The organism is Brevibacterium antiquum, from assembly GCF_016107655.1.
Classification (GTDB): domain Bacteria; phylum Actinomycetota; class Actinomycetes; order Actinomycetales; family Brevibacteriaceae; genus Brevibacterium; species Brevibacterium antiquum.
In genome coordinates this window covers 109,633-135,482 of record NZ_JABASX010000006.1, presented here as the reverse complement: position 1 = coordinate 135,482, position 25,850 = coordinate 109,633, and the positions used below count along the sequence as shown (strand labels likewise).

Genomic DNA, 25,850 nt, shown 5'->3' with positions numbered 1-25,850 from the left:
ACTCGGCCTCGCCTGATCCGATCACGGATCCCTGCGACCGCAACGGTCGCAACGAAGGCTTCTTCTCGTTTGAGAAGAAGCCTTCTTCGTCTCGGCGAGGCACCGGCTTGTGGTGGGACGCGACGGAGCAAACCTGTACGGGACTAAACCCCACGCTCTCGACGCACTACAAAGTGTTTGCCGGGGCCGCCATAACGCCCGGCCGACTTAGGTTCGGAAATTCCCATATCAACCATTGCTTGGCATGCCTCTACGTGCACTTTGCTGACTGGAGCTGTTGCACGAAATTCTCCTCTGAGCTTATCCGGGAGATACTTATCCCGGCGCCGAGTATCTCACACTGCCGGCCGCGTTTCTGATCAGCTGCGGTCACTTGTGCGTAGCAAATCTACTGTCCGAATAACGTGTCAGCTTGGTTCTCGGACTGGAAAGCACATGTGTCCAATGATCGAAACTGCAACCCGCTTAACAGCACTTCTTCGTAGTCGGGTTCGGGTGCCAGACGGGTATACCCAATAGACAGTCACACCTTAGGGCGTCAGGCGACTGAGCGAGACTAGGCCGCGGGCCGTTCAGCTTTGGGCGTTCTGTCCGTCACCGGACGTGCCTGGCCGCCTCGCTCATGACTCGTGTTTTGAGTACCTGCGTCGGGCAGGGCTCGACACCGGCGAGCTTGAACGCGCCAATGTCAGGCGTAGGAGCGGGTGGGCTCGGTTTTTGCGGTTCATGTTCCCGAATATGGCTCAGCCGAGAATGGAAGGTCTCGCCGGCCGACAACATTGAGGAAGTGGGTAGAGTGCCGTCATGGAAACTACTTGGGGGGGGGCAGTATCCGACTGGATCGCCACTGTAGGAACCGCAGCAACATTCTTGTGGGCTGTATTCCCGTACCGGCGGACGCCGGTGGGAACGCTACGACAGCCGCCCGGTTCATAAACTACCCAGACGGTCGGGTCAAAGCCCACGCATAAGCGGTCACCATGTTGACCGCTTATGCGTGGATTGTCTCTAGTCTCTAGAAGTCTGGTTCGTCGAATCCGGCGTTCAGACGCTCCAGGTCAGTGGCTACACGGACGGTTCTTGCATCGACTACATAGGGGCTGCCGTTCGCATCATCGATGTGAGCTTGCCCCTGGCTGTCGTACATCGACAGGACGCCAATCACCAACCCTTTTTTAAGGACACGTGCCTTCATTTTGGCGCTGACGCCGTTGGCTACTGCTGCCACTATGTCGCCTTCGCCTGGCCTGTCTAGAGGTTCAGCATTTGCTGGCACTGATATGTCCCCTTCCCCAGTAGGCAGTAATCATGCCAATCTTTTTGTTGGTGGAGTAAATGACGCACATGGTGCGCTTTTCCTTCTTCTTACCGACAGCGTAGTGCGAGCGGTAGATCCTCTTGGTTCCCTTAGTGTACTTGGGGCCGTTCAGAGCGCGCTTCCACTGCTTCTGAGCAGCTCTGGTCAGCTCATGGTTGAATTTGCGGCCGTGTGTGCCACCTCGCTTGATATGCGTGTAGCCCCAGTTCTTCGTTCCGTAACGAAGAATTGCCGTTTTCCCCTTTATTTTGGCCGACCACATAACAGTGGATGACTTAGGTTTAGCCTCGACAGGCTGGATGTCGGCCGATAGCCCGACACCGGTGAAGAGGATGGCGCAAGCTGCCAGCATTGCTATGAATCTGTATGCGCGGTTTCGCGAAGTCGTAGGGGTCACTAGGCCCAGGCCAATGGTCAACTTTTTCATTTGGTTCTTTCCGAAGATTGCAGTGGGTGTAACGAGACTATGGCTTGAATCAGTCGAGCACATCACACGAACAGATGAGATTGTGGGCGAACGGAAAAATAGGTCAGAGAATGGCGAGTTCCGCAAATGCGAGTGTCACTATGCGGGTGGGCAAGCTGCTAATCGGCGCGGCGACGACCGCCAACTCTGCAATTGAGACATAATCGCTTGCGTGACGAACATCCCGAAAACAGTCGAGAGTTCATACTCGAAATTGTCCGACAAATACGTCGAAATCGCCGGCACGATCTCGCAGACTCATCCCTCAGATCGAGCCCTTGTAAGCACCTGGGCCGAGAGTTTGGCCGGTCCGGTTCTCGATGCAGGTAGCGGTCCTGGACAGTGGACAAACTTCCTAGCGCAGCACGGACTCGACGCACACGGGATCGACCTTGTTCCGGAGTTTGTCGAGCACGCTAAGGCGACCTACCCAGACCTCACGTTCGAAGTTGGGAGCTTCGACGCTATCGACGCGCAGACAGGCTCTCTGAGCGGAGTGCTCACCTGGTACACCACCATCCATCACCAGCCCAAGGATCTGCCAGCTGTACTCGCCGAATTCGCGCGCGTGATCCGCCCCGGCGGTGGGCTTCTGGTCGGATTCTTCGAGTGGCCCGACCTTGAGCCGTTCGAGCACGTCGTAACGCAGGCGTATCGCTGGCCGATGGGACAGCTGCGTGAACTCATCGAGGACGCAGGGTTCGACACCCTGGAGACACGCACCTGAACCGAGAGAGGCGTGCGCCCACACGGCGCGATCGTTGCCCTACGCGCGCAATGAAGTCGGTACGCCAACGGCATCTGCACCGGCAGGCGGAAGGCGGACTGCACATTTACCCCCTTGCATGAGCCGACTGTTAAACGAAGGACGCTCAGCTCGCAACTACCGACCGCGTGGCTGCGCAATGGGCCTTCGAGTTCACAAGGCAAGATCAGCGCCACCAATTCCAAGGAGCAACACTTGCCTAACTCGCTGATGGACTCATCGCGGATCTAGCTCTTCTGGCATTGGTCGAGCCTATATGACACCGCCCTCTTGCACGCCGGGAAGATGGCGTTGCGCCCAACGGGGGACGCGGCCGAGAGCGCCAATGGAAAATTCACTTCGCAGTCGCCCGGGAGAAATTGACCCGCGTTCCCTCCTCTTCTTAGGCAACGTCGAGCGGTCGCCACAGATCCAAATTATTAGCCGAACTATTACCGACGAAGCAGCTGCAGGCACCTTCGTCCTTGGCCACTAAACACTGCGAAAACCATGCCATTTACCGTTGTGACTCACAAGTGTGCGAACTATCCGCGGATTGTTTCTACTTCAGCCCGAGCCTCCGCATGGACCCGAAGCCATTTGAAATCGACCACGACAAAACAAGTAATTCTGGCGTGCGTTGTAGGCTGAGTCACATATTGAGTCAAAGTGTGCGCCGGTCGGGCTGGCGCCTGACGAGGAGGAATCATGTATCAGCCTATTCTGAAAGGTAAGAAGGGCGAGTTCGACGCATGGGGCAAAGTAAGTGGCGCACGCCGCGAGAATATGGTGCCGCTATTCGAAGTCGTCGCCGAGAACGGCCCGGAAGCGGATCTAAAGAAGTTCAACAGCTATCTCGCTGACGCCATTGTGCCCGGGGACCTGATAGCGATAGATGCGGTCCAGCTAGGTTCCTCCTCGGTGACAGATGACGAGAAGAAGGCATATTCGTGGCTGAAAAGCGCACTCTCAAGCACCGTTCTTGCTTTTCGGCCTGTAGTGCATCTCGAGGATGACGAAGCTCTGGTTCGCGACGGACTAGCCGTGGCCCTTGACGGCATCGTTCTGCGAATCGGCGGCACAGATGGTGAGCCCCACCCGGAAGAAGAGGACACCACGTTAGCTGGTTGGTGCAGCCTATTTGGAATCGCGACAACGACGGTGCACTTGCTGATCGATTTCGAAAGCATCCATGGAGCCGAACTGGCTTCACAGGTGAAAATGGCCGATGCGTACTTGCGATGGGCGGACGCCAATGGCCCATGGGCTTCGGTCACGTTGGCCTCTGGTGCATTCCCATCGCAAATCACCTCGGTTCCCAAGGGTGTGCCTTTCCCAATTCCCAGAAATGACGCACATCTTTGGAACCATGCAAAGAAGACGAGCCCAGTGCCCGATCTGCATTATGGCGACTATGGAATCAGGCATCCGTCTCTCCCGACAGCAGGGTTTGGTAGGCCTTTGCCAAATCTGCGTTATACCGCGGATAAGGAGTGGATCGTTTGGCGAGAGGCCCGACTCACGAAGTACCCAAATAGTTCGTTCTTCTCCGCGTGTGCGGGCATCGTAGGACACAGTTCATTCAAGGGCGCTACATTCTCATGGGCTGACAATGTTATTGATACGAAGTCAAGACTTCAGCCTGGGCCTAAAGGGGCGGGAACTGGGACCGACTGGATCACTTACGGGATGAATCATCACTTTGAGCTGGTAGTTGACCGCCTGACCACTGGCGGCGCTGCTTGAGGCGATTAAGGACCACAGACCTGAGCTGCTTCTTGGGGATACTCTGAGCAAGACGCTCCCAGACGAAGTAGCGAGACGACGAGCTCAGTCCCCGAGCGTTACCTCTCGTTCGCAGTTCTTCCATAGCCTCTTCGCGCCAGAGCAATTGGGCCAGACAGAATGAATCAGTCGAGCGATTAATATGTGGAGATCTGCGGCTGACGAGCCGCACACCGTGGGGACTCGGCACGGCTTCCATGAGGCCCCACCAAGCAGGTAGAAGAATCGCAGCGCGGTCCAAATATTTACCCGTGGTCACGATTGTCATGTAGTCCATGACCCGGCTAAAACTCGTAGCTTGATTCGGTAGCCGAACCAGTGTGTCCACGTCACTCTTGATTTCCCAGCCTGTCAGATGTCCATTGAGAACGGCCACATCGACTCGACTACCGCCACTTTCTACGCCAAGCTCGTGCCGGATAATTGTGTCCGCGTCGTGCTCGAAGCGACGGTTGAGCCTTGCATCCAAAGCGGTACGGATCACGAGATCGTTTAGCACGAGCGCCTCTCACAGAATTTAGAATCTCCACAGAACTAACTTGCGTTAGAGTATCGCATCCGAGTCTTCAGCTCGAGCATCACAAATAGGGCAACTGACCTAATTCATAAGCTAAAACGCCTTATATCGCCTGCGATTTGGCTCGCTGTGGGCACGGAATTGAGCGAGGCATGCCTGCTTAGCGGCTTGACCCTCTGGTGTAGCCATCTCGGATCGGTTTCGCTGTCGTTCTTCGTCTCGTGCCCGCTGTTGGGCCTGCCGCTGCTTCTTGGCTGCGACTGCCCGGCGGATACGTGTCTGGGTGGGGGACTCGACGACAGCGCCATTATCTCGCCAGGTGTTGAGTCGCCAGTTCACCCAGTGTCCGAGGCGAGCTGCGGGGATTCCATCAGCTCCCGAGTAGGGCACCCACTGGCCGGCCATGAGCTGCCCATGTGCTCAACCGTCCGGGAATGAGTCGAGGGCGGTGATGAGATCCCGGATCGTCCAGCCTGCGGCGAAAAAGTCCTTGGCCAAGAACCTCAGATGCTTGTCTGAGAGCTTTCTCAGGGCTGGAACTCGACGCGCCCACTCACGACCGGCAAGACCGCGCTCGTCTTTGCTGGTTGGCGTTACGTGACATGGCCACGCTGGCAACGTTCGATGTGCTGGGGCGGTGCTCGGGCGGCCATCGGCCGCCTCTGAGGGTGAGGGCCGCAGCGGCTCCTGGTGGAGTTCCTGCCTCGTGCGCGCGTGCAGGGAATTCCTTATAGCCACTTACGGTGGGAGGGGTGCCATTTACATCCACATCTCGTTCGTCAACTGGTTGTCTGAGTGCGTCGGCTGAGGCGTCGTTGAGGAAGGCGTCGTCGCCTTTCCATCCTGCGGCCAGCTTGGCTGAAGTGCTGCGTTTGGCGGCGGCTCGGCCGATCGAGCCGGCCTCTTGGAAGCCGACTGTCGGGCCCGTCTGAACGCATGTCGAGACTTCAGCAGGGAAGGCCCGAGCGACCGTGTGGGCGCACTGCTGCGGCGGTGGGCGGCCCTTACACCTCGTAGGTCCGCATCACCTGCGAGTCGTCGCGGCGGAGGTGACCCAGTTCTGCTGCCTCGCCGAATTTCCGGGCGGCCACGGGGAGCAGCGCCAGCTCGATGTCGAGGCCTTCGGCCACCTCGGCGACGATGGCAGTGTCCTTGACGAGGATGCCGACGGCGCTGGCCACCTCGACGTCAACACCTTGGAGCATCCGGGGGCCGCGATCACCGAGCATCCACGAGTTCGCGGCACCGGCAGTCATGGCCTCGAGGGCCTTTGCCTGGTCAAGTCCCAGCCGCTCGGCCAGCGACAGTGCCTCGGCAGCGGCCACAACGTGGACTGAACACAGCAGCTGATTCACCGTTTTGAACGACTGCCCGTCTCCGATTCTCTCGCCGCAGTCGATGATCGTTCCGAGGGATTCGAGAACCGTCCGGCGCGACTCGAGCACCTCCTGTGGACCTGAGGCGAGCATCCGCAGGGTCCCCGCCAGAACACCGGCGATGCCCCCGGTGACGGGAACGTCGAGGACGCCGATGCCACGCTCTTCGGCGCGCTCTGCCGCAGCTCGCACCGCGTCGGGGCCCACGGTGCTCATGATGATGAGCACCGATTCCGGCGACATGAGTGAGAGCAATCCGGGAGACCCGGTCTGCTCGTCGCCATCGAGTGCCTGCTTGAGCTGATTGCCGTCAGCCACCATGACGATGGCCGTGCCTGCGGAGTCTGCAGACAGCGGTCGTTCCTCGGTCGGCAGTCCCTCCGCTGTGGCACGTTCCCGGGGCCCCGGGAACGGGTCGACGCCCGTGACATGGAATCCTGCCTGGTGCAGTCGCAGGGCCATGGGCAGGCCGATGGCCCCGATGCCGACGAACGTGATGTGATCTGTGCTGACGGTCATGGATCCTCCATTGGATCGGATTGATGTGAGCGTGGGAAATCAGTGGAAGTAGAGCCCGCCATTGATGCTCAGGGTTTGGCCCGTGATGTGTCCGGCGCCCTCGCTGATGAGGAATTCCACGGTGGCAGAGACATCTTCGGGCACAGAGATTCGTCCCAGGGCGGTCGCGGCCCCCATCGTCTCGCGGCGTTCGTCATCGAGCGGGCCGCCCATGATATCGGTGTCGACGGGGCCAGGGGACACCGAGTTCGCGGTGATCCCGTAGGGGCCGAGTTCCAGGGCGACACCGCGCATGAGGCCGACGATCCCGGCCTTGGCTGCGGCGTAGGCGGTTTTGGAAAATGTTCCACCGCCCTTCTGCGCTGTGACCGAGGACAGGCCGATGATGCGGCCCAAGCCGTTGTTCGCCATGATGCGTCCGAAGGCCTGAGTGACGAGGTGCGTCGAGGTGAGGTTGTTCGTCATCACCCGAGCCCACTCCTCGTCGGTGATCTCGAAGTAGGTCGTCGAGGAGGAGACGCCGGCGAAGTTCGCCAGCGCAACGATCTGGGGCAGGCCCGCTTCGAAGGCGGCCGCCGCCTCTGCGATCTCTGCTGATCGAGTCACGTCAACGCCCATGCCGAGGGCGGCCACTCCGTATTCTTGGGTGATCTCTGCGGCGAGTTCCTGGGCTTCGTCGGTGCGGCGGGCAATGAGTCCGAGGTTCCAGCCGGAGCGTGCCAGGCGGTGCGCGGTGTGGCGGCCGATTCCGTTCGCGCTGCCGACACCGGTGAGGACCGCGGTGCGTTCGGCAGGGAAGGCCGGTCCCAGGGAGATCGATGATTGGGAGTCAGGAGACGAGGGTGTCATGGGCCGGTCGTGCCTTTCGTTGATTGGGCGGTGGTGAGGAGCCCTTCGAAGTAGGTTCTGTTCTCCGCGCAGACGCCGAGGCTGTCGCCCCCGTACTGCTCCATGAGGAAGGGGCCGTTGAAGCCGAGCTCCACGGCGCGGGTGACCATTGCGCGGTAGTTGATGAGGCCGTTGCGCATCGTCGTCGGGTGGGACGTGAACCAGGAGCCGTCGGCGGCCTCGTCGCGCTGGTAGTTCTTCATGTGCCAGTAGTTCGCGTAGGGCAGTGTGAGTTCGTGCATCTCCCGCCAGTCGTCGATGGGGCGGTGCAGGCGGATGAGGTTGCCGATGTCGGGATTGAGGCCGACGTTGTCGAGTCCGATCTCCTCGATGAGACGGACAGCGGATTCGGCGGTGCCCAGGTACGTGTCCTCGTACATCTCCAAGGACATGGGCAGGCCCACCTCGGCGGCGTGCCGGCCCAACTCCCGCAGGCGTCGGACGGCCAGGGCGCGGATCTCGGGGTCGGCGGGGTCGGTCCAGCCCTTCGCCGTCCAGAACCACAGGGCCTCGCGTTGGGCCTGGGAGAAGGGCTGATGGAGCCCGGTGGAGAAGACCTGGCAGCCGAGTTCGGCGGCCGCATCGATCATTCGGTGCGCGTAGTCGAGGTTGGCTTCCCCACGGTGGGGGTCGATGATCGACTGGCGTTGGACATGGATGGAGGTGAGCTCGACTCCCGCCGAGGCGGCAAGATCTTTGAGGAGGGCACGGCGTTCAGTTGAGAGATCGGCGGGGCGGATATGGCTGTCGGCGATCTCGAGGGCGCTGAACCCGAGACCCGTCAGCGTGGAGAAGATTCCGGCCCACGTCTGCGGGGCAGCTTCCTGGAGCGGCAGGCCGTTGGAATCGGTGGGGGAGAAGCCGTGCATGCAGCAGGCGATGGTGTGATGGGTGGGGCTCATGGGTCCTCGTGGTTCTCTTGGGTGGGAGTTTGAGGGTCTTCGACGAGTGCGCGGTGAGCGACCATCCTGATGTGGTGGCGCATGGCCGCCTCCGGTGCAGTCGGGTCCGGTGAGGCGAAGGCCTCGATGATGGCGCGATGTTCGGCCAGAGCTTCGTTGACGTCGGTGATGCCGTGGGGTAGTGCCTGTCGCAGGCGGTGAACCTGTGCTCCCAGGTCCTGTGACATCGTGACGAGGTAGCGGTTGCCGCAGTGCTCGAGGATCCTGTCGTGGAAGTCCCGGTCGCGGGCGAAGTACTCCTGTGCTGCGCTCACCCGGACCCGGCGCGCCTCTTCGGGTCTTTCGGTGGCTTCGTCGCCCTGTTCTGCCGTCTCTCGCACTCGGTCACCGGCCTTCTCATGCTCGGCGTGGGCGGCTGCCAACGCGCTGAGCAGCTTGTCATCGGCCGGTGTGGCCAGTCGTGTCGCCGCGGTTTCCACCGTTTCCCGGGCGATGAAGAGCTCTTGCAGCTGTCCGCGTTCCAGCGGTGGTGAGACGCGGTAGCCGCGCAGGGCCTCGCGGACGACGAGACCGGTGCGTTCGAGGTCGACGAGTGCTTCCCGCACGGGGGTCGGCGAGACATTGAGCCGTCGGGCCAATCCGTCGATGGACACTCTTTCGCCCGGGGAGATCTCTCCGGTGAGAAGGATTTCGAGGATGTGTTCGTAGACGAGGTCGCGGAGTCCGCGACGTTCGATGTCTGCGCGGGGGATCGGAGGCTGTGCATTCATGATTTCAGCATAATGACATCGGCGAGTTCATCGAGGATTCTCGGCACTGATTCGGGATCGTGGGCGAAGCGGCCGAGGAAGAGTCCGTCGACGCTGGGGCCGAGGCGGGTGAGGAGACCAGGTCCCGCGCTTCCGCCGTAGATGAGGCGGAAGTCGAGACTGGGAAAGTGGATGCGAGTGCGGGCACGCACCGCTTCGCAGACGGCGAGGATGTGATCCGGGGCGGCGGGCCGCTGCGCACCGATCGCCCACATAGGTTCATAGGCGATGACGACGCCGCTCTCGGGTGGCTGGTCACCGGCCGTTGTGGGCAGGGCCGAGCGGATCTGAGCGACCACCTCGGCGGCGGCAGATTCCGGTGTACCGCTGGATTCCTCTCCCACACACAGGATGGGGACTAGCCCGAGTCGCAGAGCGGCGGCGATCTTCGCGCGGACGATGTCATCGGTCTCATGGAAGTGTCGACGACGTTCGGCATGGCCCACTTCGACGTAGCGGCAGCCGAGTTCGGCAAGCACGGCCCCGGAGACCTCCCCTGTCCAAGCACCGGGATCCTCGGCGGACAGGTTCTGGGCCCCGATCTGCAGCGGGCCGGGTACGTCGAGACAAGCGGGGATCGACGGAAACTGGGGGAGGAGGACCAGCCCTGCCTCCCCGGAGGTGACTGCCGGGTGGGCGTGCGTGAGTTCGGTGGCCCTGTAGGCCCAGTCCACTGTCTGCGCGTGGGACATGTACATCTTCAGACTGATTCCGATGAGCCGGTCCGGGAGAGCGGGTGACGGTGGCGAAGAGCGTGCGAGCGAGGAAGTGTCAGTCATGGATCAGCGGGACTCGTAGGCGCTGATCTGTGCCACTTTGTCATTTGAGGCGCTCGTCGGATCGAAGGTGTAGCCGATCCATTCCCGGGCCAGGCGACGGGCGAGTTCGAGTCCGATGACGCGTTGGCCCATGCAGAGGATCTGGGCGTCGTTGGACAGGACCGAGCGTTCGACGCTGAACGGGTCGTGTGCTGTGGCGGCTCGGATGCCCTTGACCTTGTTCGCCGCGATCGCGACACCGAGCCCGGTGCCGCAGATGAGTATCGCGCGATCGGCGTCGCCTCGGGCCACCATTTCGGCCGCGGTGGTCGCGATGGAGGGGTAGAAGGTGTGCGACTCGGAGTCGACTCCGACGTCGACCACCGAGGTGATGCGTGCGTCATCTCCGAGGTCGGACTTGATGATCTCTTTGTAGTCGAATCCCGCGTCGTCGGATCCGACGACCACTCGCAGGGTCATGATCGCGCTGCCTTTCGCTCGGTAGGTACAGGTATGGATGTGTCGGAGGCGAACTGTTCGGCAATCGCCGAGGCGATCATCGCCAGGGAGATCGCGCCCGGATCCGGTGTGCCCACACTTCGATCTCCGTGGGAGCGGGCCCGGCCGCGCATCGCGACGAGGTCTGCAGTGGACTGGGCCGCCTGAGTCGCTGCGTGCGCGGCACACGTGGTCGCCCGGGCGAGAACCAACGGCGTGGAGTCGTCGCCCGGGGAGCTGACGGCACGGGAGAACTCGGTGGCGAAGGGGACGAGTGCATCGAGAAGTGTCTTCTCGCCGACCTCGACTCCACCGAACGAGCGAACTTCATCGACTGCGGCATCGATGGCAGCAGTCATCGAAGAGGGAGTTGGGCGGGAGTCGCCGGCGAACCCTGCCGCAAGTGTGCCGATGATCCGTCCCCAAATCGCTCCGGAGGTGCCTCCTCCGACGTCGGCCCAGGCTTCACCGGCCGCGGACAATACCGCCTCGGCACCGTGGCCGGCGGCGGTTGCGTCAGCTGCGGCGCGTGCTGCTGCCTTCGATCCGCGCTGCATCCCGATTCCGTGGTCGCCGTCTCCGGCAACGCTGTCCAGGCGACCGAGTTCACCAGCAGCGTCATCGAGGACTGCGGCGATTCGCGTGATGGCGGCGGAGGCTTCTCTGCCCAGCTGCTGTGAAGCTGCCGAGGCGGGAGCCAGTGCTGCGGTGTTCACCTGTTCCTGCGGGAAGTCCTGTCCGGCGAGGCATGTCGGCAGATGCGGGGTCCCGAGTTCCCCGCGGGTGAACGCGGCCGATGAGCAGGGAGCGGCCCACAGCAGTTCGAGTTCATCGTCGAGCCACAGGAGGGTGAGGGAGAGCCCGGCCATGTCGAAGCTCGTACAGAACTCACCGACCTCCGGATCGACGAGCTCGTAGCCGGCATCTCTGAGTAGAGGGTCGATGAGTCCGTAGAGAAGGTAGAGCTCTTCGTATTTGACCGTTCCCAAGCCGTTGAGGATGGGAACAACTCGTTTCGACCGATCGGGTGCCTCGGCGAGGAGTCGTGCGACGAGAAGTTCGGCCAGCTGGATTGCGCTGGGGAGGGGGACCTCGTCGATCCCCGGTTCTCCATGGATGCCCAACCCGATGGCCATCTGCCCGTCTGGCACTGTGAACAGAGGCTCATCGGCCCCGGGAAGGGTACAGCCGGAGAACGCGACTCCGATCGACCGGGTGCGATCGTTCGCCAGGGAAGCCAGCCGTTCTACTTCGGCGATATCGAGGCCCGCCTCGGCGGCGGCTCCGGCGACCTTGAAGACGACGAGGTCACCGGCGATGCCGCGACGCTTCTCGATCTCTCCGCTGGGGGCGCTGAAGATGTCGTCGGTGACGACGACCGTGTGCGCATCGATGCCTTCGGCCCGCAGCTGTTCCTGGGCCTGGTCGAAGTTGAGGACGTCTCCGGCGTAGTTGCCGTAGCTGAAGAGGACGCCCCGGCCCTGGTCGCAGGCGCGGGCCACGGACATGATCTGCTTCGTCGACGGTGAGGCGAAGACGTTGCCCATGGCCGTGCCGTGCGCCAGTCCCGGGCCGACGAGTCCGGAGAAGGCAGGGAAGTGGCCGCTGCCGCCTCCGATGACGAGCGAGACCGTCGGCTCATTTGCTGCGGTGGAACGCACGACTCCGCCGTTGACGGCTCGCACCCAGCGAGACGAGGCGAGCGCAAAACCACGCGACATGTCGGAGACGAAGTCATTCGGGTCATTGAATAATCGGGTCACGAGTTCCCCTTCGAACTGATTCCTATTTCATAGATCCTATAGGATTTCACGTCGAGTGCAAGGGAATGAGGCAAACAGGCGGTTGGGAGTTGTGCAGGCAACAGGTGCCTCGGTCCGCGATCTGGGAAGTGCTTCACTGTCGATGCGAGTGCACTTAGAGTGGCCATGGCGGAGGTGGAGGGGCAGAGCACTGGAATCCGTGAGTTCGACGATGAAGAGGTGCCATGACAGATCAGACTGTGACTTCGAAGCGAGAGCGCGTTCTAGGCGGGACATACCGGACGTTCTATTCCAGTCCGCTCATCGTCGAATCTGCTGCCGGTTGCACCATCACCGATGTCAATGGGAACCGCTATCTCGACGCATACAACAACGTTCCTGTGCTCGGACATTCAGTGCCCGAGGTCAGGCAGGCCGTCGATGTGCAGCTCGGGCGTGCGAATGTTCACACACGGTATGTGGACACAGCGATTGTCGACTATGCGCAACGCCTCGTCGCGACTTTTCCGGAACCGCTCGAATCTGTAGTGTTCGCCTGCAGCGGTTCTGAGGCCAATGACCTTGCACTGCGGTTGGCGGCACACGCCACCGGCCGCGACGGCGTCATCGTCACAAACCACGCCTATCACGGGACCACCTCGGCGGTGGCCGCGATCTCTCCGAGTCTTGTGGGCCCCGGAATCGGCGTGCATGTCGAAACACTCGAGCTGCCGGCCTGGGGACACCCGGAATTCGACAAAATGCTGGCCGCTGCTCTTCGAGACGCGGCTGAGAAACTAGACGATCGAGGTCATCCGTTCGGAGCCTTCATTCTGGACTCGGCAGTGACCAGCGACGGGATCATCGAATCGCGGTCACTCGAGGTGACGGCACGTACCGTGCGTGAACTCGGCGGGCTCTACATTGCTGACGAAGTGCAGTCCGGATTCGGGCGGACGGGAACCAACTGGGGATTTGAGCAACTCAGTGTCGTCCCCGACCTCGTCACCCTGGGTAAGCCGATGGGAAACGGCCTGCCGGTGTCTGCCGTGCTCGGCCCCCACCAGGTGTTCGAAGCCTTTGGTGCACAACAGCGCTACTTCAACACGTTCGCGGGGACGGCAGTGCCGATAGCCGCAGCTGAGGTGGTTCTCACCGAACTCGAATCCGGTGCCCTGACCACTCGCGCCAATGACGGTGGAGCAATGTTGAGAAAACTCCTGGTCAAGGAGATTGACCGATCGACGCTGCCTGCGCTGGTACGTCAGAACGGGCTCATGGTCGGAGTCGACTTCGAGGTGCTCGGCACTGCAGAGACCGCAGCCGATTCAACTCAAACTGCAGCATGGCGAGCGAAGACAATGGTCGAGCGCCTCTATGAGGAGCGGATCCTCGTGAGCTCAACGGGCAGTTCAGGGACTGTCCTGAAGATCCGTCCCCCGTTGGTCATCACCGATGAGCAGCTGCGGGAACTAGCACTAGGTTTCGGCCGTGCTCTCGACAGGCTCGAGGTCTTCGAGAGTTCAAGAACCAGACCGATTGGCGATGGTGCCTGAGATGGCGAGTGATTCCATACTGTCTTCCACGACTGCTGGAAATGCAGACGTCGCCGAGGTGGTTGCCGTCGTAGAACGCGAATACGGCTTCTGCGTACGCAGTCCGAAATTGTATAAGGGCGAATATGACACAAATATCCGTTTCTACGACCCCGATCGTGGCTTGCTGCTGGCTAAGGTGAGTACCGTCGACCTCAGCGAGGAGGTCATCAGGTGGCAGGAGACCGTTCTTGACGCTGCGGCAGTCAGCAGCGAAGTGAACTTCGCGACCCCGATCATTCTGCCTACGTTGGATGGGCGTAAGCATGTGCGAACGGCTCGGTTCCTCGTGCGCGTCGTCACCTGGATTTCCGGGCGACTGATGAACGACAGGAGCGAATCGAGCAGATTCAACACCGAGTTGCTGATGTCCCTGGGGGAGGCCTCGGCGCGGCTCACGCGTGCGCTGAGGGCAGTGACGATGCCCCAGGCGGTTCGCCAACACGAATGGATGCTCCACCGTGGTCCGGAGATCGTTGGGGAGTCGTTGACCGTGCTCGAGGCGCGAGCAGTGACTCAAGGCATAGCAGACGTGGGGCAGATCGAAATCGTTCGCGAGATCGCAGACCGGTTCCGAACGACTGTGCTTCCCAGGATGCAGGGGCTGCCTTGGACCGTCATCCACCATGACCTTCATGACGGCAACGTCGTTCTCAATGACGAGGGCACCTCTGTGGCCGGAGTCATCGACTTCAACGACGCGGTGTTCGCACCGCGCATCTCGGACCTGGCGATCTCCGCCGGCTATGCAATGCTGCGCCAAGACGCCCCCGAACGGGCGTTCGGGGCCGTCGTCGACGGTTACCGTTCAATCACCGAACCGACATCGGAGGAACTCGAGGTCGTCGGTGAGATGGCACTGATGCGGCTGTGCATGAACTGGGCACAGTGGCAATCGCGCGCGCTCGATTCCGAAGACAACGAGTACGCGCTGATGCGGTCGAAGTTCACCTGGCCACTCATCGACCACCTTGCCGGTGTCGGAGTGCCACAGGTGTGAGGCGGCTGGACGACGATCTCTTCAACGGGTGATCATCGGGGCCGACTCGGGGAAGGGCCAAGTCATATGTCGAGCGGTTTCGACCGGCCAGTGGCGATGACGAAGGTCAGGCACGGTTGGCCGATGGTGGGATCGTCGGTGTCAAAGGGGTAGCAGAGCGCCTTGCGACGGCCATTTTCGAAATGGAAGCTGCCGGTGACGCCCTGGAACTGAACCTCTTGGAGAGTCGCGACAAGGTCATCGGCGTGGGTACTGTGATGGGCTTGGGACCAGGCGCGTTTCAGGAGGGCGATCATATCGGAATGGATCGCGGCGCTTCCGATGCCCGGGTCGGAGCCATATTCTGCTTCGAAGGCGCGGCGAAATCGAGTCCCGAAGTAGTTGCCCGAGTTTCCCACCAGTGTGGTCCAGATGAGCCCTTCTGTAAGTTCCGGATACCGTTCGATGAAGCCTGGAATGCCGGGTACCCAGACGCAGTAGAAGCGGCTCTTCACTCTCGCGCCTTGCAGCTTCTCGAGGACAGCGGGCAGAGATGCCTCAAGATACACGCCGAGATAGTCAGCATGTGGACGAAACTGCTGGATCTCCAACGATAGTGAAGCCCAACTGACCGTCGCGTCGTCATACCCCACAACCTGCACTTGCTCCGGTTCGAGACCCCTCGATGAGTTGTTGGAAGGCATCTTGTACGGCAGGGCTCTCGTCGCTGCGCAGCACTAAGGTGATTCTGCTCGATCCGCTCTCTGAGCTCAGCTGCTTGTCGATGTACGAGGCGAAGGCGCGGATGTAGACGGTCTCATCGGCGCACATCTGGAATATATGGCCGAACTGGGTCGTGGGCCCGACGAAACCGCGCAGTCGAGTGTCAACCATCGAAGGGAGGAGGGGGAGTCCGAGATCCTTGGTGCAGGTCAGAAGTTGGTGAGCGATCGACGGACTGAAGTTTCCCAGGACGAGCGCATGAATGCCCTTGTCGATGAGCATTTGCAGGGCGTCCTGAGCAGATTCCTCGGGGCTCTGTATGCGAATGATCTCGACTGTCCGATCGGACTCCGGGGCAACTCCGCGTAGGCTCGTCGTTCTCGCGAGGTCCTCTCCCCTGGACATCGCAAGGGCATCGTCGAAACGATCTGGTCCGGCAGGAATGAGAGATCCGATGCGGAACCGCTCGGTGACATCTGTCGTGTCTTCGGCGGGCGCAGAAGCATCCTGAGTGGTTCTCGCCGAGAGCGAGGCGAGCACAGCTGAGCGGTCGTATAGTGTGTCGCTGTGCGGAAGAGGCAGAGGCCATCTCCTGTGAGCGCCACGAGAGAAGCGATCTGGCCACGATTGTCGAAGCCAAGTCGGGACAGAACATTGCTCACGTGTCGGTCAGGGGGTCGAAGAGCAACGGCCGGTGGAGGGCCGCGAATCCACGCCCTCCCGGGTCGCCCGGATGGTGAAGCTCTCCTGCTCAGTCAGCATGGTCCAGCGGGGCTACCTCGTCCTTCCGGCCAAGATGACCACCGGCGTCGACCGAAATGGTTTCACCATTGACCAAGCGCGACGAGGGGCTCAGCAGCCATATGAAACTGGCGACCAGGTCCTTGCTGCTGCGAAAGTGCTGACCACACGGGCGGGAGCGATCGCATTGGAATGGAAGAGATCGGCGAGATCGCCAGATAACCGTAGACAAGGTTGTCGTAGCTTTCCATGAGGTTGCCGAAGCTGCTGGCCAGGATTGCGCGTTTTGCTCCGAGCGGTCGCTTTTCGGATCTGGATCGGGTCACTGTCGTTGACATGGGTATCTCCTTTGATGACGACCAAGTTCACTGCGATTCTGCTCGGCTAATCCGATCAGTGAATGCGTGGAATCACCCATATATGCCATTGCAGACATCACGATTCGATAAACAGGGTGACCAAACCGGTGAGATTGTCGCCGAGGAAAGTTCGACAAAGAGCATCCCGTGACACTGCGCAGTGTCACGGGATGCTCTCGTGGGTTTAGAGCTCTCTGGCAATCAGCCCCAGTGCGCCCCTGACCGGGCCCGCATGCTTTCGCGGAACTGTCCTGTCGACTTCGGCAGCAATTCACCGGTACCCCAGTCAAGAACGACTCCGTACTTCCGGACGACGTCATGGACCGTGATTTCACTGTCGCGATAACGGCGGGCCACCTCGGCGGGATCAGCATCCAGCCAGGAGGCGCGCTCCGAACGAATCTGTGCACGCATTTTCGTCGAAGCTGTCTCATCGATCTCGTATTCGTCGAGCTCGGCGTCGACCTCCGTGATGACGACGCCGTAGTCCTTCGCGGCGCGATCAATGGAGACGTAGCCGTCGATGACATCCTCGAGTACCTCAGCGGTGGTGCGCTCGAGCGGATCGCCGAAGCCGCCACCACCAGCGCTGGGCCGCTCGAACGTATCGCCAGGGGAGATGGAGACGTTTGAGAACGTCGCTCCCAGATACTGCGGGTCCTCTGACGTGGGATTGAGCCACACGCCATGGGGGATCGATGGCAGGCCGCCGTTGATTCCCCAGGTCGTCGACCGCCCTCGGTCGCAGCAGTAGCTCATGACCGCTCCTGCGGCGTCAGTGAGGATTCCGCCCTTGTTGACACCGCAACCGCCGCGGAAGCGACCGGGTCCGCCCGAATCGGTGTTGATCGAATGCTGGGTGGTGATGACTGGTGTGAGCCGTTCCTGGCCTTCGACCGGCTGCACGGCGAGTCCGGTGCCGAAGACCGGCGAGGTCGCCGAGGATCCGTCCTTCGTCGACCGGCCGCCCCAGCCGCCTGCCATCCAGTCGTACCACATGAAGTAAGGGCTCGACTTCACTCGCGAATCATGGCCTCCCACCAGCAGGTACTCGAGGTTGAAGGCGCAGGCCATGGCCCGTTCGGGCATGACATGCGACCACAGTTCGAAGATTGCATTCATCACTTTCTCATACGGCCCGGAACAGAATCCGGTCACTGCATGCGGCCAACCAGCATTGACCACGGTGCCCTCCTCGCCGATGTCGGCGGTCACCGCCTCATAGAACCCGGAGTTGAGCGGCACCTCGGGGAAGAAGGTCTTCGTGCCCGCGTAGATCGCGGAGAACGTCGTGCCGTAGCCCGAGTTGAGGAAGGTGGAGACCGCCTCGGCGGACCCGGTCAGGTCGTAGTGGATGCCCTCTCCATCGAGCGTGAGCTTGACCCGGATCGGAACCAGGCCCTCCCCTTTGGCCGGATCGCCATCGAGGAAGTCCGTGGTCTCCCACTCTCCGCGCGGCAGGTCGCCGAGGCTCGCCAGCACCGTCCGGCACACGTAGTCCTGGGTTTCCTGCATCGCATCGAGGACCGTGTCCTTCGAGTACTTGTCAACGAGGCGCAGGACTTCGCGCTCACACACAGCGGTCGCCTCGGCCTGAGCATTGAGATCGCCCAGGGCCTGGTCGGGGGCCCGGGTGTTTGAGACGAGCAGCTGCGCGACATCATGGAGGAAGCGTCCCTTGTGCCACACGCGCAGCGGAGTGATCCGCAGTCCCTCGCCGAAGTGCTCAGAGGCGGAGACGTCGAAGGAGCCCGGCACCGAGCCGCCGATGTCTGCCCAGTGGCCCTTGTTCTGGGCGAAGCCGATGATCTCGTCCTCGGAGAAGATCGGGCGGATGAAGCTGACATCGTTGAAGTGGGTCCCACCCCGATACGGGTCGTTGATGAGGAAGACGTCTCCGGGGTTGATGTCATCGCCGAATTCCTCCATCACTGCCTTGCACTGGAAGTGCAGAGTGCCGACGTGAACGGCGATGTCTGCGCTGCCCTGCATGACCGTGTTGCCGTATTTGTCGCACAGCGCCGAGGAGAAGTCCCGAGAGTAGATGACGAACGAGTAGCAGGTGCGCAGGATCTGCTCGCTCATGAGATCGACGCTGGTGGTGAAGGCGTTCTTGAGCACTTCGAAGGTCACCGGGTCGAGGGTGGACGGGCGTTTTGTGGTCGCGATCGTGGTCATTGTTCTCTCCTCACGCGTCGCTCTGGGCGGGGGCTGGGATGGCGATGGACTCTGCTCCATCGGCCTCGGCGCTCTGGGCCTCGGCGCTGCTCGAGTCCTCGTCGATGAGACTGATGCGGATATTGAGCCACTCGTCGATCACGGCCGAGGAATTCGGCGGGATCACTGTGGTCGAGTCGATCTGATTGAGGATCGCTGGGCCGATGAAGGCAGCTCCCGAGGCCAGATTCTCGCGCTGGTAGACCGGCGTGCGGTGCCAGGTGCCGTCGAAGAGGACCTCACGGGTCTCGATCGGCTCTCCTGGGTCCCCGTTTCCGGTGGGTGCTGGCTTGAAGCTGGGCTTCGGGGTCTTGCCGAGAGCCTTGAGGTGGAGTTGGTAGATCTCCACCGGCGTCGCGTCTTGGCGGAAGGCGTACTGCTTCTCATGCTCTTCGTGGAAGAGCTGGACGGCTTCGGCCAGTGCGTCCGGTCCGGTGCCGATCGAGACTTGCAGGGAACGCCACTGCCCCTGATATCGCATGGAGATCCCGCGTTGGAGCACCGAGTCTGCCTCATCGACCTTCTCGTGGCGCAAGCGCTCGCGTCCTGCTCGCTCGAGTTCTCCGAAGAGCTCTTCGACGGCCTCAGCGTCCGCACTGCTCGCAGCGCCGGTGTACATCTGTGAAAGATCGTGCTGAATATCGACGAGGAGGCAGCCCAGCGCCGAGGTGACCCCTGGGTTGGGAGGAATGATGACGGTAGGGATGCCGAGTTCTCTGGCGACGTCGGCTCCGTGGAGCGCGCCCGCACCGCCGAAGGCGATGAGCGCGAAGTCGCGGGGGTCGAGCCCGCGACGAATTGACACGAGACGCACGGCATCGGCCATATTCGCGTTGGCCACTTTGATGATCGAATCGGCGGCAGTGTCGACTTCGAGGTCGAGAGGGCCGGCGATGCGGTCCTCGATCACGGACTTCGCACTCTCCCGATCGAGGGTCATCTCGCCGTCGGCCAGGTCGGTGCCCAAGCGTCCCATCCACAGGTTCGCGTCGGTGTTCGTCGGTTCGGTGCCGCCCCGGCGGTAGCAGGCAGGACCGGGATCGGCTCCTGCGGACTGCGGGCCGTTGCGCAGCGACCCGGCGATGTCGATATGGGCCAGTGAGCCTCCGCCGGCGCCGATGGTGAGCACTTCGATGCTGGGGAAGACGATCGGGTGGCCGTACTCGACCTCCCACTCGTTGGTCTCACGCAGCTCACCGTCTGCGATGAGCGAGATGTCTGTGGAGGTTCCGCCCATATCGAGTCCGACGGCGTTGGCGAAGCCGCACTGTTCGGCGACGTGCTGGGCGGCTATCGCGCCAGCGGCGATGCCGGAGGCGGCGAGCCGGACAGGGAAGCGCTTGACCATCTCCGAGGTCATCGAACCACCCCCGGAGTGAAGAAGAAGGAGCTCGCCGGCGTAGCCGTCTGCAGTGAGGCTCGAGTCGAGGTTCTCGACATAGCCTGAGACGAGTGGGCCCAGCACGGCGTTGGCCACCGTGGTGTTGAAGCGGCTGTGCTCGAAGATCTCGGGAAGGATCTCCGCCGAGGTGGAGATATTGGCCCCGGGAAGCTCCTCTGCGAGGATCTCGCGCATCCGCGTCTCGTGCTCGACGTTCGCGTAGGAGTTGATGAAGCAGACCGCCACGGTGTCGACTTCCCGCTTGCGCAGCAGGCGGCCGAGCCGGCGGGCCTCGTCCTCGTCGAGGGCGGTGACGACATTGCCCGCATAGTCGATGCGCTCGGTGACCTCGAAGCGGTCACGACGTCGGATGTAGGGACCGGACACGTCCGAATAGGCGTCCCACAGGTCATCCTTCGTGCCATCGCGGATTTCGATGACATCACGGAATCCCTTCGTCGTCACCATCGCCGCCTTGGGGAAACGACGGGTGATGAGCGCATTCGTCGCCACCGTCGTGCCATGGGAGAAGAGCTCGACATCGCTGAGGTCGATCTTCGCTCGCTCGACGCCTTTGAGCACTGCGGTCATCGGATTGTCGGGTGTGGAAGGCACCTTCGTCACCCGCATGGTCTGGGTGGATTCGTCGAAGATGCAGATATCGGTGAATGTGCCGCCCACGTCGACGGCTACTCTGAGATTGGCCACGAGATCTCCTTTGATTGTGATCTTGACGACATCCTGGTCGGCGGCAGGGGTGGACGTCAATGGAAGAAGTCAAAGATCGTGTCACTGGTATTGTGGAAATCACAAACGGAACGTGCCTGCGCAGGTGGTGCACCCGCGCAGCCTGTGCAGCAGCGAACCTGGGAACACCCTGAACGACGATGGCGTGTGCGGGGCGTCTGTCTGAATCGGAGGAGAGGCCATGGAGCAGTCGCGTGAGCGTGTTTTCGAGGAACTGCTGGCCGCTCTGGGCACGACTGATCCCCTCAGCTCCGTCCTGCAGAGAGCGGCGGCCGTGTCTCGAGGTTCAGGTCTGGTGGTCAACGAGCTCGGCGAGGTGATCAGGGCTGTCGGTGCGGCACCGAGCCACCTCATCTCCGAGTGGCTGCTCTCAGCCGCCCCGGGAAGCGCAGAGGAAACACAGATCGGGCGGTGGATCGTGTGCGCGCGTGCGGTGCGGATCCGTCAGCGGGAGCATTCGATCGTCATCGCCGTCCATGAGGAGCAGGAAGCAATGCGACGGGGGCCCGGGGCTTCCGGTGTCGAAGTCGGCCTCGTCCTCGACACGCTCGCCAAGATCCTCCACGCGTTCGAGGGCTTCGAGTCCTTTTCGATCAGCACCCGCCAGGAGGAGTCCTCGCGTCTCATGCGCGATCTCGAGGCAGGGGTCTCGCCGGGCCGTGAGCCGGCCCGTTGGCGCGCACTGGAGAGCTTCGGCTTCCCGCCCTACCGGTCTGTCCGGGTCGTCCGGGCTCAGCTGGAGGCGAACGCTCAGGGGGCAACGGGGGCCTCTCCGACCCCACAGCCGGGAATCGTCGTCGCCGATGTCGGGCACGCCGCCTCAAGAATCGAGCACACGGCTCTGTGCACCGAGGACTTCGACATCGAGGGGCATTTCTCCGTCGCCGTCATCGGGGTCGGGATCTCGGAGCCCTTCACCGGACTGGGTCAGGTCCCGGAGATGCTGCGTGCCGCCGATGTCGCCCTCGTCGCCGCGGCCCCGGGAGCTTTCGTTCGGGTCGAAACGATGCGTCCCGTCGAATGGGCCGGAGCGAGGATGAGCTCCCGTTCCGACCACGCGATCGCCGAGCGCTTCCTCGAGAATACCGCGGTCAGTCCGGAGTCGTGGGCGACGTTGACGACCTACGTTGAGTGCGCCGGTGGGATCGCCGCCACGGCCCGGCGTCTGCAGGTCCATGAGAACACCGTGAGGTACAGAATCGGTCAGATCGAAGGGAGCCTCGGAGGTCGCCTCAGCGATCCTCGAACCATCGCAGACGTCGTCATCGCGCTCGAGTGCCGCCGCCCGCCCTCTGGCGAGTGAATGCCGCCGCGAAGTGCAGTCCGGGGGAGTCCGGCGCTCGCCACGGCAGGAGTCAGATCTGACGGCGTGTCCGACACCGTAGAGTGGCTGTATGCCTCACCGTTTGCTGACAACCGAGCCCGCGGCGCCCGATCCGGAACCGACGCCGTCGACGCACGAAGCTCGGCCCGTCCCCGCTCGTCACTGGCTCATCGCCCTCTTCGCCGTTCTGCTTGTCGCGTGGGTCAGCATCGCCGGAGTCGGAGGACCGTACTTCGGCAAGATCTCCGAGGTCGCCACGAACGATCGATCGACATTCTTGCCGGAGTCTGCAGAATCGACGAAGGCGCAGTCGCTCATCGACGAGTTCAGCGATGATGACTACGTCCCTGCGATCGTCGTCCTCGAGAACCGCGATGGCATCACCGACCAGGACACTGAAGATCTCGATGATCTGACGAAGACGCTTGGCGACGAAGGACTGCTGGCCGCCGAGGCTTCACCTGCTATCCCGGCCGAGGACGGTGACGCCCTCGAACTCATCCTTCCCATCTCGTCCGAGACCACAGCCGAGGACGTCGAAGCCATCCGGTCGCTCATCACCGATGAGTTCTCCCCCACCACGAACGGCACAGACGGCACGAGGAGCGACAGTGGCACTGGGGTCTCCATCCACGTCACTGGCCCGGCCGGGTTCTCCGCCGATCTCTCTGAGGCATTCGCCGGCATCGACGGTATCCTCCTGCTCGTCGCACTCATCGCGGTCTTCGTCATCCTCATCATCGTCTACCGCTCACCCCTGCTGCCGGTCATCGTGCTCTTCACCTCGGTGGCAGCGCTCTCGGCCTCGATCTTCGTCATCTGGCATCTCGCCGACGCCGGAATCCTCCTCATCAATGGGCAAGTCCAAGGAATTCTGTTCATTCTCGTCGTCGGCGCGACCACCGACTACTCCCTCCTCGTCGTCGCTCGCTTCCGTGACGCTCTGCTGACCGAGCGCGACAGAGTCAGAGCGGGGCTGGCAGCGTTCAGGGGTGTCCTCGAACCGATTGCGGCATCAGGTGGGACCGTCATCGCCGGACTCCTGGTCCTGCTGCTCACCGATCTGGCGTCGACCCGGGCGCTGGGTCCGGTGGCGGCGATCGGGATCCTCGTGGCGATGCTCGCGGCACTGACGTTCCTGCCCGCGGCCCTGATGATCATCGGCCGTGCCGTGTTCTGGCCCTTCCGCCCGCAGATGCGCACGGCCAAGAGTGCACCGGCGAAGAAGGGATTGTGGAATCGCATCGCCGAGGTGGTCGCCAAGCGTCCGCGAGTGACTTGGATCGCTCTCGTCGTCCTCCTCGCCCTCCCGTTGATCGCATTCCCTCAATTCAAGGCCTCGGGTGTGGCGCAGAGTGACTTCGTCCTCGGCGAATCCGAGGCCCGCGACGGCCAAGCTGTCCTGTCCGAGCATTTCCCCGGCGGGTCGGGTTCGCCCACTCAGATCGTCGTGGCCGAAGACCAGCTCACGGATGTCGCGAAAGCCGTGGGCAGCCTCGGCGGGGTCGAATCGATGACCGTCGTGGCCAATGATTCGCCAAGCGGAACTCTCGCCATCGACGGCGACGGACAGCTGCAGACACCTCAGGACCAAGCACCCCAGGGCCAGGGCGGGCCCGACGCACAGTCGACGCAGCCCGCATCACAGCCGGCACCCACCGAGGTCGACGGGCAGGTGCTGCTCGAGGCGACGCTGTCCGACGCAGCCGATTCCCTCGCGGCCGAGGACACCGTCACCTCGATCCGTGACGCCGTCCATGATGTCGACGCCGAGGCGCTTGTGGGCGGGGAGACGGCGGTCGACCTCGACACGAACACCACCGCCGAGGCAGACCGCGCCCTGGCGATCCCGCTCATCCTTCTCGTCATCACCGTCATCCTCATCCTGCTGCTGAGGTCGCTGCTGGCCCCTCTGCTGCTCGTGGCGCTGACCGTACTGTCCTTCGGCACGGCGCTCGGGGTCTCCGCTCTGGTGTTCAACCACATCATCGGCTTCTCCGGGGCCGACCCATCGGTGCCCCTGTACGCGTTCGTGTTCCTCGTGGCGCTGGGCATCGACTACAACATCTTCCTCATGTCCCGCGTGCGTGAGGAGTCGCTGCGCGTGGGCACTCGCAAGGGCGTGCTGTCCGGGCTCGTGGCCACGGGCGGGGTCATCACCTCGGCGGGGATCGTCCTCGCCGCGACCTTCGCCGCACTCGCGGTCATCCCGGTCATGTTCCTGTTCCAGCTGGCCTTCATCGTCACCTTCGGCGTCCTCCTCGACGCCATCCTCGTGCGCTCACTCGTCGTCCCGGCCCTCGTCCACGACATCGGCCGACGCATATGGTGGCCGTGGCGGAAGCGCATCCCGATCGACGACAGGTAGGCGAGCCCGAAGCGATTCCCGTAGGGGGATGGGCAGGGCCGCCTCGCGCATGCACAATGGAAGTGATGCCGATCGAGGAGGCTTGAACATGTCTGAAACAGTGCAGGATTCCACCGGTGCCAGAGTCAGAGTGGAACACGATGAGCAGAACTCGGCGTTCGTGGTCAGAGACGACTCAGGCGAGGTGGCCGGGCGGGCCCATTACCTCGTCGGTCCCCGATCGGAGGCCGAGAGGATCATGTATCACACGGAAGTCGGCGAGGAATTCTCCGGTCGCGGCCTGGCGAAGATCCTCGTCTCCCACGCGCTCAAGGAGAGCAGCGACAGCATGAAGACTGTGGTGCCTGTCTGTCCGCTGTTTGCCGAACGCCTCAAAGAGCACGGCAACGACTTTCTCGCCATCGGCGGCCGTTTCCGCTGGGCGACCGAGGCTGACGTGGAGTATGTGAAGCAGAACGTCTGACCCGGTCACACCCGGCCCTCGCCGTTCATTGCTGCGGCCGGAATGACCCTGGACTTCGGCATCCGACTGTGGAATTGTTGTTGATGCAACAAATTGTGCAGATGCGCCGAGTCGAACCGTCGGTTCGACCGCGATTCATGATGGGTGCCGAGATGACCAGGGGAGGATCCATGGAGCTGTCTGGCGCCATCGGGGTCTGGCGACGCATGCTGGAGACGCACGCGGACCTCGTCGACGCCTTGGAGGCCCGGTTCCGAGCCGATCACGGCCTCACCGCCACTGAGTTCGACGCCCTCGTCAACATTCCCTCGACGACCACGATCCGTCACCGTGAGCTGCTGGATGAGATCGTGCTCAGCCGCAGCGCACTCTCACGCCTGCTGCGCCGCCTGGAGACGCGAGGACTGGTCAGCCAGTCAGCCGATTCCGCCGATCAGCGCGGTGTGTGCGTAGCGCTGACACCCGAAGGGCTGAGACTGAAACGCGAATCCGCGCGCACCAATGCCGATGTCGTCAGGACCGCCTTTTCCGCACTCACGGAGGACAACCTCGGCGAGCTTCTTCGACTGATCGACAGGATCCATCCACAACCGGCAGAACCGATCGAGCAATGACGGCAAAACAGGCAAT

The 25,850-nt window shown here is 62.3% G+C and carries 23 protein-coding genes; 8 read left to right on the top strand and 15 right to left on the bottom strand.

From position 1 onward, the window contains the following. Window positions 1-1,015: 1,015 nt before the first annotated feature. The gene (locus JFC13_RS11620) at window positions 1,016-1,228 is read right to left on the bottom strand and encodes a hypothetical protein (protein ID WP_198397235.1); all 213 of its coding nucleotides are present in this window, start codon (window positions 1,226-1,228) and stop codon (window positions 1,016-1,018) included. 31 nt (window positions 1,229-1,259) lie between these two features. Then, entirely contained in the window at window positions 1,260-1,670 is a 411-nt protein-coding gene (locus tag JFC13_RS11615; RefSeq protein WP_198397234.1) for a hypothetical protein, read from the bottom strand. 286 nt (window positions 1,671-1,956) lie between these two features. Between JFC13_RS11615 and JFC13_RS11610 the strand changes: the two genes are divergently transcribed. After that, window positions 1,957-2,511: a class I SAM-dependent methyltransferase gene (locus JFC13_RS11610; protein WP_332839394.1), complete on the top strand. Its 555-nt coding sequence runs from the start codon at window positions 1,957-1,959 to the stop codon at window positions 2,509-2,511. A gap of 726 nt (window positions 2,512-3,237) precedes the next feature. Next, window positions 3,238-4,275: a beta family protein gene (locus tag JFC13_RS11605; protein ID WP_198397233.1), complete on the top strand. Its 1,038-nt coding sequence runs from the start codon at window positions 3,238-3,240 to the stop codon at window positions 4,273-4,275. On the opposite strand, the gene JFC13_RS20030 is transcribed toward JFC13_RS11605, so the two are convergent. The 8 genes from JFC13_RS20030 to JFC13_RS11565 all read right to left on the bottom strand — a co-directional run bounded on the left by JFC13_RS20030 (window position 4,208) and on the right by JFC13_RS11565 (window position 12,344). Then, window positions 4,208-4,798, bottom strand: a complete 591-nt coding sequence (locus JFC13_RS20030; RefSeq protein ID WP_408610767.1) for a sce7726 family protein — start codon at window positions 4,796-4,798, stop codon at window positions 4,208-4,210. The two genes, JFC13_RS11605 and JFC13_RS20030, sit on opposite strands and share 68 nt — an antisense overlap. Window positions 4,799-5,835: 1,037 nt before the next feature. Further along, window positions 5,836-6,726 carry an NAD(P)-dependent oxidoreductase gene (locus tag JFC13_RS11595; RefSeq protein ID WP_198397231.1) on the bottom strand — a complete coding sequence of 297 codons (891 nt, stop codon included), beginning with the start codon at window positions 6,724-6,726 and terminating at the stop codon, window positions 5,836-5,838. Between the two features lie 39 nt (window positions 6,727-6,765). After that, the gene (locus JFC13_RS11590) at window positions 6,766-7,575 is read right to left on the bottom strand and encodes an SDR family NAD(P)-dependent oxidoreductase (protein ID WP_198397230.1); all 810 of its coding nucleotides are present in this window, start codon (window positions 7,573-7,575) and stop codon (window positions 6,766-6,768) included. After that, window positions 7,572-8,516 carry a sugar phosphate isomerase/epimerase family protein gene (locus JFC13_RS11585; protein ID WP_198397229.1) on the bottom strand — a complete coding sequence of 315 codons (945 nt, stop codon included), beginning with the start codon at window positions 8,514-8,516 and terminating at the stop codon, window positions 7,572-7,574. The genes JFC13_RS11590 and JFC13_RS11585 overlap by 4 nt, the downstream gene beginning before the upstream one ends. Beyond that, window positions 8,513-9,286: a GntR family transcriptional regulator gene (locus tag JFC13_RS11580; RefSeq protein ID WP_198397228.1), complete on the bottom strand. Its 774-nt coding sequence runs from the start codon at window positions 9,284-9,286 to the stop codon at window positions 8,513-8,515. The genes JFC13_RS11585 and JFC13_RS11580 overlap by 4 nt, the downstream gene beginning before the upstream one ends. Further along, complete coding sequence (locus tag JFC13_RS11575; protein ID WP_198397227.1) at window positions 9,283-10,104, bottom strand: triose-phosphate isomerase family protein; 822 nt, start codon at window positions 10,102-10,104, stop codon at window positions 9,283-9,285. The genes JFC13_RS11580 and JFC13_RS11575 overlap by 4 nt, the downstream gene beginning before the upstream one ends. A 3-nt stretch (window positions 10,105-10,107) precedes the next feature. Further along, window positions 10,108-10,563, bottom strand: a complete 456-nt coding sequence (locus tag JFC13_RS11570) for a ribose-5-phosphate isomerase (RefSeq protein ID WP_198397226.1) — start codon at window positions 10,561-10,563, stop codon at window positions 10,108-10,110. Beyond that, window positions 10,560-12,344 (bottom strand): dihydroxyacetone kinase family protein, encoded by a 1,785-nt coding sequence (locus JFC13_RS11565; protein ID WP_198397225.1) that lies wholly within the window; start codon window positions 12,342-12,344, stop codon window positions 10,560-10,562. Before JFC13_RS11565 ends, JFC13_RS11570 begins: the two co-directional genes overlap by 4 nt. A 224-nt stretch (window positions 12,345-12,568) precedes the next feature. Between JFC13_RS11565 and JFC13_RS11560 the strand changes: the two genes are divergently transcribed. Beyond that, on the top strand, window positions 12,569-13,879 hold the full coding sequence (locus tag JFC13_RS11560; protein WP_198397224.1) for an aspartate aminotransferase family protein: 1,311 nt from the start codon (window positions 12,569-12,571) through the stop codon (window positions 13,877-13,879). 1 nt (window position 13,880) lies between these two features. Next, window positions 13,881-14,918 (top strand): phosphotransferase, encoded by a 1,038-nt coding sequence (locus JFC13_RS11555; RefSeq protein ID WP_198397223.1) that lies wholly within the window; start codon window positions 13,881-13,883, stop codon window positions 14,916-14,918. 62 nt (window positions 14,919-14,980) lie between these two features. Here the strand turns inward: JFC13_RS11555 and JFC13_RS11550 are convergent, their stop codons facing one another. The 5 genes from JFC13_RS11550 to JFC13_RS11530 all read right to left on the bottom strand — a co-directional run bounded on the left by JFC13_RS11550 (window position 14,981) and on the right by JFC13_RS11530 (window position 21,026). Then, a complete protein-coding gene (locus JFC13_RS11550) occupies window positions 14,981-15,466 on the bottom strand; it encodes an ABC transporter substrate-binding protein (protein ID WP_232488530.1) in 486 nt (161 codons plus the stop codon). Between the two features lie 73 nt (window positions 15,467-15,539). Beyond that, a complete protein-coding gene (locus tag JFC13_RS11545) occupies window positions 15,540-16,160 on the bottom strand; it encodes a type 1 periplasmic-binding domain-containing protein (RefSeq protein WP_198397221.1) in 621 nt (206 codons plus the stop codon). A gap of 284 nt (window positions 16,161-16,444) precedes the next feature. Then, window positions 16,445-16,699 carry a hypothetical protein gene (locus tag JFC13_RS11540; RefSeq protein WP_198397220.1) on the bottom strand — a complete coding sequence of 85 codons (255 nt, stop codon included), beginning with the start codon at window positions 16,697-16,699 and terminating at the stop codon, window positions 16,445-16,447. A 222-nt stretch (window positions 16,700-16,921) separates the two neighbouring features. Next, window positions 16,922-18,898: a hydantoinase B/oxoprolinase family protein gene (locus JFC13_RS11535; RefSeq protein ID WP_198397219.1), complete on the bottom strand. Its 1,977-nt coding sequence runs from the start codon at window positions 18,896-18,898 to the stop codon at window positions 16,922-16,924. Window positions 18,899-18,908: 10 nt separating this feature from the next. Continuing rightward, entirely contained in the window at window positions 18,909-21,026 is a 2,118-nt protein-coding gene (locus tag JFC13_RS11530; protein WP_198397218.1) for a hydantoinase/oxoprolinase family protein, read from the bottom strand. A gap of 220 nt (window positions 21,027-21,246) precedes the next feature. Here JFC13_RS11530 and JFC13_RS11525 point away from each other — a divergent pair, with 220 nt between their 5' ends. The 4 genes from JFC13_RS11525 (at window position 21,247) to JFC13_RS11510 (ending at window position 25,834) form a co-directional block, all read left to right on the top strand. Beyond that, window positions 21,247-22,368, top strand: a complete 1,122-nt coding sequence (locus tag JFC13_RS11525; RefSeq protein ID WP_198397217.1) for a helix-turn-helix domain-containing protein — start codon at window positions 21,247-21,249, stop codon at window positions 22,366-22,368. A 91-nt stretch (window positions 22,369-22,459) separates the two neighbouring features. Further along, window positions 22,460-24,757: an MMPL family transporter gene (locus JFC13_RS11520; protein ID WP_198397216.1), complete on the top strand. Its 2,298-nt coding sequence runs from the start codon at window positions 22,460-22,462 to the stop codon at window positions 24,755-24,757. An 88-nt stretch (window positions 24,758-24,845) separates the two neighbouring features. After that, the gene (locus JFC13_RS11515; protein WP_198397215.1) at window positions 24,846-25,220 is read left to right on the top strand and encodes a GNAT family N-acetyltransferase; all 375 of its coding nucleotides are present in this window, start codon (window positions 24,846-24,848) and stop codon (window positions 25,218-25,220) included. A 170-nt stretch (window positions 25,221-25,390) separates the two neighbouring features. Then, the gene (locus JFC13_RS11510) at window positions 25,391-25,834 is read left to right on the top strand and encodes a MarR family winged helix-turn-helix transcriptional regulator (RefSeq protein ID WP_198397214.1); all 444 of its coding nucleotides are present in this window, start codon (window positions 25,391-25,393) and stop codon (window positions 25,832-25,834) included. Window positions 25,835-25,850: the final 16 nt, after the last annotated feature.

Bases quoted from the DNA above. Each gene is read 5' to 3' on its own strand.
- JFC13_RS11580 (WP_198397228.1), bottom strand. From the start codon at position 9,286: ATGAATGCACAGCCTCCGATCCCCCGCGCAGACATCGAACGTCGCGGA.
- JFC13_RS11540 (WP_198397220.1), bottom strand. From the start codon at position 16,699: ATGTCAACGACAGTGACCCGATCCAGATCCGAAAAGCGACCGCTCGGA.
- JFC13_RS11535 (WP_198397219.1), bottom strand. From the start codon at position 18,898: ATGACCACGATCGCGACCACAAAACGCCCGTCCACCCTCGACCCGGTG.
- JFC13_RS11605 (WP_198397233.1), top strand. From the start codon at position 3,238: ATGTATCAGCCTATTCTGAAAGGTAAGAAGGGCGAGTTCGACGCATGG.
- JFC13_RS11515 (WP_198397215.1), top strand. From the start codon at position 24,846: ATGTCTGAAACAGTGCAGGATTCCACCGGTGCCAGAGTCAGAGTGGAA.
- JFC13_RS11585 (WP_198397229.1), bottom strand. From the start codon at position 8,516: ATGAGCCCCACCCATCACACCATCGCCTGCTGCATGCACGGCTTCTCC.
- JFC13_RS11555 (WP_198397223.1), top strand. From the start codon at position 13,881: ATGGCGAGTGATTCCATACTGTCTTCCACGACTGCTGGAAATGCAGAC.
- JFC13_RS11525 (WP_198397217.1), top strand. From the start codon at position 21,247: ATGGAGCAGTCGCGTGAGCGTGTTTTCGAGGAACTGCTGGCCGCTCTG.
- JFC13_RS11590 (WP_198397230.1), bottom strand. From the start codon at position 7,575: ATGACACCCTCGTCTCCTGACTCCCAATCATCGATCTCCCTGGGACCG.
- JFC13_RS11575 (WP_198397227.1), bottom strand. From the start codon at position 10,104: ATGACTGACACTTCCTCGCTCGCACGCTCTTCGCCACCGTCACCCGCT.
- JFC13_RS11570 (WP_198397226.1), bottom strand. From the start codon at position 10,563: ATGACCCTGCGAGTGGTCGTCGGATCCGACGACGCGGGATTCGACTAC.
- JFC13_RS11595 (WP_198397231.1), bottom strand. From the start codon at position 6,726: ATGACCGTCAGCACAGATCACATCACGTTCGTCGGCATCGGGGCCATC.
- JFC13_RS11520 (WP_198397216.1), top strand. From the start codon at position 22,460: ATGCCTCACCGTTTGCTGACAACCGAGCCCGCGGCGCCCGATCCGGAA.
- JFC13_RS11615 (WP_198397234.1), bottom strand. From the start codon at position 1,670: ATGCTGGCAGCTTGCGCCATCCTCTTCACCGGTGTCGGGCTATCGGCC.
- JFC13_RS11560 (WP_198397224.1), top strand. From the start codon at position 12,569: ATGACAGATCAGACTGTGACTTCGAAGCGAGAGCGCGTTCTAGGCGGG.
- JFC13_RS11510 (WP_198397214.1), top strand. From the start codon at position 25,391: ATGGAGCTGTCTGGCGCCATCGGGGTCTGGCGACGCATGCTGGAGACG.